This window comes from Pseudomonas wadenswilerensis (assembly GCF_900497695.1).
Classification (GTDB): domain Bacteria; phylum Pseudomonadota; class Gammaproteobacteria; order Pseudomonadales; family Pseudomonadaceae; genus Aquipseudomonas; species Aquipseudomonas wadenswilerensis.
The window spans coordinates 824,729-831,588 of sequence record NZ_UIDD01000010.1; the positions used below are offsets into that span (position 1 = coordinate 824,729).

At 62.6% G+C, this 6,860-nt stretch carries 3 protein-coding genes; 1 reads left to right on the plus strand and 2 read right to left on the minus strand.

Annotation, left to right across the window (positions count from 1 at the left end):
• Window positions 1–3,900, minus strand: coding sequence for a phosphoribosylformylglycinamidine synthase (gene purL / locus CCOS864_RS22795; RefSeq protein WP_115088490.1), 3,900 nt, complete (start codon window positions 3,898–3,900; stop codon window positions 1–3).
• A gap of 246 nt (window positions 3,901–4,146) precedes the next feature.
• Here purL and mltF point away from each other — a divergent pair, with 246 nt between their 5' ends.
• Window positions 4,147–5,607, plus strand: coding sequence for a membrane-bound lytic murein transglycosylase MltF (gene mltF, locus CCOS864_RS22800; protein ID WP_115088491.1), 1,461 nt, complete (start codon window positions 4,147–4,149; stop codon window positions 5,605–5,607).
• A gap of 92 nt (window positions 5,608–5,699) precedes the next feature.
• On the opposite strand, the gene CCOS864_RS22805 is transcribed toward mltF, so the two are convergent.
• Window positions 5,700–6,629: an IS110 family RNA-guided transposase gene (locus CCOS864_RS22805; RefSeq protein ID WP_115088492.1), complete on the minus strand. Its 930-nt coding sequence runs from the start codon at window positions 6,627–6,629 to the stop codon at window positions 5,700–5,702.
• Between the last annotated feature and the right edge of the window lie 231 nt (window positions 6,630–6,860).

Here is a 6,860-nt window from a genome sequence, read left to right on the forward strand (position 1 = left end):
TTAGTTCACCCACATCCGGGCGTTGCGGAACATGCGCATCCACGCCGCGTCTTCGTTCCAGTCATCCGGACGCCAGGAGTTCTGCACGGTACGGAAGACCCGCTCAGGGTGCGGCATCATGATGGTGACGCGACCGTCGCGGCTGGTCAGGCCGGTGATCCCGCGCGGCGAGCCGTTCGGGTTGGCCGGGTAGCTCTCGGTGACCTTGCCGTGGTTGTCGACGAAGCGCAGGGCCACGCAACCGGACAGGTCGGCTTCGAGCAGGGCTTCTTCGCTGGCGAATTCGGCATGGCCTTCACCGTGGGCGATGGCAATCGGCATGCGCGAACCGGCCATGCCCTGCAGGAAGATCGAGTTCGACTTCTGCACTTCGACCATGGCCACACGGGCTTCGAACTGCTCGGAACGGTTACGCACGAAGTGCGGCCAGAACTCGCTGCCCGGAACCAGTTCGTGCAGGTTGGACATCATCTGGCAACCGTTGCACACACCCAGGGTGAAGCTGTCGGTACGCTCGAAGAAGCCCTGGAAGGCATCACGGGCACGGGCGTTGAACAGCGCCGACTTGGCCCAGCCTTCACCGGCGCCGAGAACGTCACCGTAGGAGAAGCCGCCGCAGGCCACCAGGCCCTTGAAGTCGTTGAGGTCAACGCGACCGGCGAGGATATCGCTCATGTGCACGTCGATGGCGTTGAAGCCGGCGCGGTCGAAGGCTGCCGCCATCTCGACCTGGCCGTTGACGCCCTGCTCGCGCAGCACTGCCACCTGCGGGCGCACGCCCTTCTTGATGTACGGCGCGGCGATGTCCTGGTTGACGTCAAAGCCAAGCTTGACGCTCAGGCCCGGGTTGTCTTCTTCCAGCAGTACGTCGAACTCTTGATCGGCGCAGTCGGCGTTGTCGCGCAGGCGCTGGATCTGGTAGCTGGTCTCGGCCCACTGGCGTTGCAGCAGACGACGGTCGCCCTTGAACAGCTCTTCACCGGCCAGCTTGATCAGCACTTCGCCGTTGTTGATCGGCTGACCGATCACCGCGACGCAGTCTTCACCCAGGCCAGCAGCACTGAACTGGGCCAGCACGTCCGGCGTTGCGTCCTGACGCACCTGGATCACCGCACCCAGCTCTTCGTTGAAGAGGATAGCGGCGATTTTCTCGCGCTTGCTGGTCAGGGTGTCCAGTTCCAGGTCCAGGCCGCAGTGGCCGGCGAAGGCCATTTCCAGCGCGGTGGTCAGCAGGCCACCGTCGGAACGGTCGTGGTAGGCCAGCAGGTGACCGTCGGCGTTCAGGCCCTGGATCACAGCGAAGAAGGCCTTGAGGTCTTCGGCGTCGTCGACGTCCGGTGCCACTGCGGCCAGCTTGCCGTGGGTCTGGGCCAGGATCGAGGCGCCCATGCGGTTCTTGCCACGGCCCAGGTCGATCAGGATCAGGTCGGTCTCGCCCTTGTCCATGCGCAGTTGCGGGGTCAGGGTCTTGCGCACGTCGAGCACCGGGGCGAAGCCGCTGACGATCAGCGACATCGGCGAAGTGACGCTCTTCTCAGCGCCCTCCTCGCTCCACTTGGTCTTCATCGACATGGAGTCCTTGCCCACCGGAATGGTCAGGCCCAGCTCAGGGCACAGTTCCATGCCGACAGCCTTGACGGTGTCGTACAGGCGGGCATCTTCACCCGGGTGGCCGGCAGCCGACATCCAGTTGGCCGACAGCTTGATGTCGGACAGTTTGCCGATATGCGCGGCAGCCAGGTTGGTCAGGGTCTCGCCGATTGCCATGCGCCCGGACGCCGGAGCGTCGAGCAGGGCCAGCGGGGTGCGCTCGCCCATGGCCATGGCTTCACCGGTGTAGACGTCGAAGCTGGTGGCGGTGACGGCGCAATCGGCCACCGGTACCTGCCACGGCCCGACCATCTGGTCGCGGGCAACCAGGCCGGTAATGGTGCGGTCGCCGATGGTGATCAGGAAGCTCTTGCTGGCGACGGCTGGGTGACGCAGTACGCGCTCGACCGAGTCGTTCAGTTCCAGGGTGCTTGGGTCGAAGTCATCGCCCAGCTCCGCTTCGCGAGTCACCGAACGGTGCATGCGCGGCGGCTTGCCGAGCAGCACGTCGAGCGGCATGTCCACCGGGGTGTTGCCGAAATGGCTGTCGGTAACGGTCAGGTGCGGCTCTGCGGTGGCCTCGCCGACGACCGCGAACGGGCAGCGCTCACGCTCGCAGATGGCCTGGAAGCGCTCGAAGTCGCCTGCGCTCACCGCCAGGACGTAACGCTCCTGGGATTCGTTGCTCCAGATCTCGTGCGGGGCCATGCCCGGCTCGTCGTTGGGCACGTTGCGCAGTTCGAAGCGGCCACCACGGCCACCGTCGTTGACCAGCTCCGGGAAGGCGTTGGAAATACCGCCCGCGCCGACGTCATGGATGAAGGCGATCGGGTTCTTGTCGCCCAGCTGCCAGCAGCGGTCGATGACCTCCTGGCAGCGGCGTTCCATTTCCGGGTTCTCGCGCTGCACCGAGGCGAAGTCCAGGTCAGCGGAGCTGGCGCCGGTATCGACCGACGAAGCCGCGCCGCCACCCAGACCGATCAGCATGGCCGGGCCACCGAGCACGATCAGCTTGGCGCCGACGGTGATTTCAGCCTTCTGTACGTGATCTTCGCGGATGTTGCCCAAGCCACCAGCCAGCATGATCGGCTTGTGATAACCGCGCACTTCTTCACCGTGCGGGGTATTGATCGACTGCTCGAAGGTACGGAAGTAGCCGGTCAGGGCCGGACGGCCGAATTCGTTGTTGAACGCGGCGCCGCCCAGCGGGCCTTCGACCATGATGTCGAGGGCGTTGACGATACGGTCCGGCTTGCCATAGGCCTTTTCCCATGGCTGTTCAAAGCCCGGGATGCGCAGGTTGGAGACGGTGAAACCGGTCAGGCCAGCCTTGGGCTTGGCACCGCGGCCGGTAGCGCCTTCGTCACGGATTTCGCCACCGGAACCGGTGGAGGCGCCGGAGAACGGCGAGATGGCGGTCGGGTGGTTGTGGGTCTCGACCTTCATCAGGATATGCACCGGCTCCTGCACCGCGCCGTACTGGCGGGTTTCAGGGTTCGGGAAGAAGCGCCCGGCCACGGAACCGACGATCACCGAGGCGTTGTCCTTGTAAGCGGACAGCACGCCTTCGCTGTGCATCTGGTAGGTGTTCTTGATCATGCCGAACAGGCTTTTTTCCTGGCTCTGGCCGTCGATATCCCAACTGGCGTTGAAGATCTTGTGGCGGCAGTGCTCGGAGTTGGCCTGGGCGAACATCATCAGTTCGATGTCGTGCGGGTTGCGCTTGAGGCCCTGGAAGCTGGTAACCAGGTAGTCGATCTCGTCTTCGGCCAGGGCCAGGCCCAGCTCGACGTTGGCTTTTTCCAGGGCGGCGCGGCCACCACCGAGGATGTCGACGGCGGTCAGCGGCTTGGGCTGGGCGTGGCTGAACAGGCCGGCGGCCCCTTCGAGCTTGCTCAGCACCAATTGGGTCATGCGATCGTGCAGGATGTCGGCAACGACGGCGGCATCGGCGTCGCTCAGCTCACCGCTGACGTAGTAGGCAATGCCCCGCTCCAGGCGCTGGATGTTTTCCAGGCCGCAGTTGTGGGCGATGTCGCTGGCCTTGCTCGACCAGGGCGAGATGGTGCCGAAACGCGGAACCACCAGGAACAGGCGGCCGCTCGGCTCCTGGACCGGTACGCTCGGGCCGTACTTGAGCAGGCGCGCGAGCACTTGCTGTTGGTCGGCACTCAGATCGCCGTCAACCTCGGCGAAATGCGTGAATTCAGCATACAAACCACTAACAGCGGGGACTTTCTGGCTCAGTTGCTCGATTAACTTACCGTGGCGAAAGGCAGAAAGGGCAGGAGCGCCGCGCAGGATCAACATCGTCGGGACAGCCTCAGGAAGGGGGTGTGCTTAGAGGCCGTGCATTCTAGCCTAATTCCAGCGCTTCCGGCACCCGAAACACGCCATTGCGACACCTCCGCATGTCGGCCCGGCAAAGCGGACTCGGGGGTCAAAAAAAACCACCCATTTCGACCTGCATTTCGCCCTAAATGCAAAGATCGCTAGCAGACAAGCAAACCGTTGTCGAGATATGGCGCAACCGGTCCTTTGCGTATACTGCAACCTATGTTCGCCCAAACCGCTTTGCGCCAGCGGTGCGCCAGATGGCTCATCGCAACCGGACTCTTCCTGATGCTCGGTGCCTGTGTTGAAAAACCCAGCACCCTCGAGCGCGTCAAGGAGGACGGCGTGCTGCGCGTGATTACCCGCAACAGCCCGGCCACCTACTTCCAGGACCGCAACGGCGAAACCGGCTTCGAGTACGAGCTGGTCAAGCGTTTCGCCGACGATCTGGGCGTGGAGCTGAAGATCGAGACCGCCGACAACCTCGACGACCTGTTCAACCAGCTCGGCCAGCCTTCCGGCCCGGTGCTGGCGGCAGCGGGCCTGGTCAGCAGCGAACAGCGCAAATCGCAGGTGCGTTTTTCCCACCCGTACCTGGAAGTCACCCCGCAGATCATCTACCGCAACGGCCGCCCACGGCCCACTGACGCCAAGGACCTGGTCGGCAAGAAGATCATGGTGCTCAAGGGCAGTACCCATGCCGAGCAGATGGCCGAGCTGAAAAAGCAGTATCCGGCGCTCGAATACGAAGAATCTGACGCTGTTGAAGTGGTCGACCTGCTGCGCATGGTCGATGAAGGGCAGGTCGACCTGACCCTGGTCGACTCCAACGAGCTGGCGATGAACCAGGTCTACTTCCCCAAGGTACGGGTGGCCTTCGACCTCGGTGACGCCCGCGACCAGCGCTGGGCCGTGGCCGCCGGCGAAGACAACAGCCTGCTCAACGAAATCAACGAGTTTCTCGACAAGGTGCAGAAGAATGGCACCTTGCAGCGTCTGAAAGATCGCTACTACGGGCACGTCGATGTACTGGGTTACGTAGGCGCCTATACCTTTGCCCAGCACCTGCAGCAGCGCCTGCCACGCTACGAGAAAGCCTTCCAGGCCTCGGCCAAGAAGGAACAGGTCGACTGGCGCCTGCTGGCTGCGATCGGCTACCAGGAGTCCATGTGGCAGGCCGAGGTCACTTCCAAGACCGGCGTACGCGGCCTGATGATGCTGACCCAGCGCACCGCCCAGGCCATGGGCGTGTCCAACCGGCTGGACCCGGTGCAAAGCATCCGCGGCGGCGCCAAGTACTTCATGTACGTCAAATCCGAGCTGGATGACAGTATCGAGGAGCCGGACCGCACCTGGTTCGCCCTGGCCGCCTACAACGTCGGCAGCGGCCACCTGGACGATGCGCGCAAGCTGGCCAAGCGCGAGGGCCTGAACCCGAACAAGTGGCTGGACGTGAAGAAGATGCTGCCGCGCCTGTCGCAGAAGCAGTGGTACAGCAAGACCCGCTACGGTTATGCCCGCGGCGGCGAGCCGGTGCACTTCGTCGCCAACATCCGCCGTTACTACGACATTCTCACCTGGGTGACCCAGCCGCAGCTTGAAGGCAGCCAGGTGGCCGATAGCAACCTGCATGTGCCGGGCGTGAACAAGACCAAGCCGAGCGAGCAGACCCCGCCGTTGTGAGACTGGGGGCCGCTGCGCGCCCCATCGCCGGCAAGGCCGGCTCCCACAATGGATTTGTGCATAGGCCGGACCTGTGGGAGCAACTGTCTTGATCAGGCTGTTTGCTCTCGCCAAGGGGTATTGTCCCGCAGCATTGCATTCAGCCTGACGATCAGCACCCGTATGCAAGCTACGAGTGCCACCTTGGCGCACTTGCCACGTGCCCGAAGTGCTTCGTAGCGTGCTTTAAATTCTGTGTTGTGACGGATGATGATCCAGCTCGACATGTACAGCACTCGCCTTACATGGGCCCGACCACCCCATATCTGGCGGTGCCCTCGATGGCTACCACTATCGTTGTTGTAAGGCGCTACGCCCACCAGAGCAGCGATCTGACGGCGGTCCAACTGCCCCAGTTCAGGCAGTGAGGCGAGCAGATTTGCGGCGGTTACCCGACCGATTCCGGTCACTGCCAATAACTGACGCGCCCTAGTATCGTCCAGTTGCACCATCGCCTGATCAATTTCTTCGTCGAGGCGTTTGATCAGCACTTTCAGCTGCTCTATATGCTCATCGAAGTGGGCCATCACTGTTGCCGAGCGACATTGCTGGCGACGCCGCTTGTCGTCATCACGGCTCTGCACAAATTGGGCGCGCTGCTTCACCAACTCGCGCAGCTCTTCGCGTTCCGGGCTGATCGGTTGGCTTTGAGGAACGCTGAGGTGTGCAGCGAAGTCCGCAAGGACTTCGGCGTCGATCTTGTCGGTTTTGGCTTTTTTACCCATGGCATCGGCGAATTTCCGGGCACGGGCTGGGTTGATGCAGATGGTTTCCAGTCCTGCTGAGGCCAGGGCGATCAACACATCTTTCTCGTAGCCGCCTGTCGCTTCGATCAGCACTCGGCTGATATTGAAGTCCTTCAGACGCTCAAGCAACGCCTCGAAGCCTGCGGAGTTGTTGGCCACTTCGAAGCGGATTTTCTGAGGTTTGATGCAGATCTCTAAAGTGGCTTTGGCAGTGTCGATTCCAACAGAAGACAACATGGCTGAACCCTCTTACACTCAGTTGTGAGAGCGCTCTGGCTTGGCCCACGCTTGTGATTCGAGAGGCGCTCAATCAACTGTTCGGGCTCGGGCCAGAGTGGAGAGGTGAATGGCAGCTTTGCTCCCACACGTGCTTTAAGCACTACCGGCGTACAGCTTGCCATTCACCGCTCTCACTTCTGATTCTATTCCTACCTCAAGACACAAGCCGGCGTTGCCGGCGATGAGGCC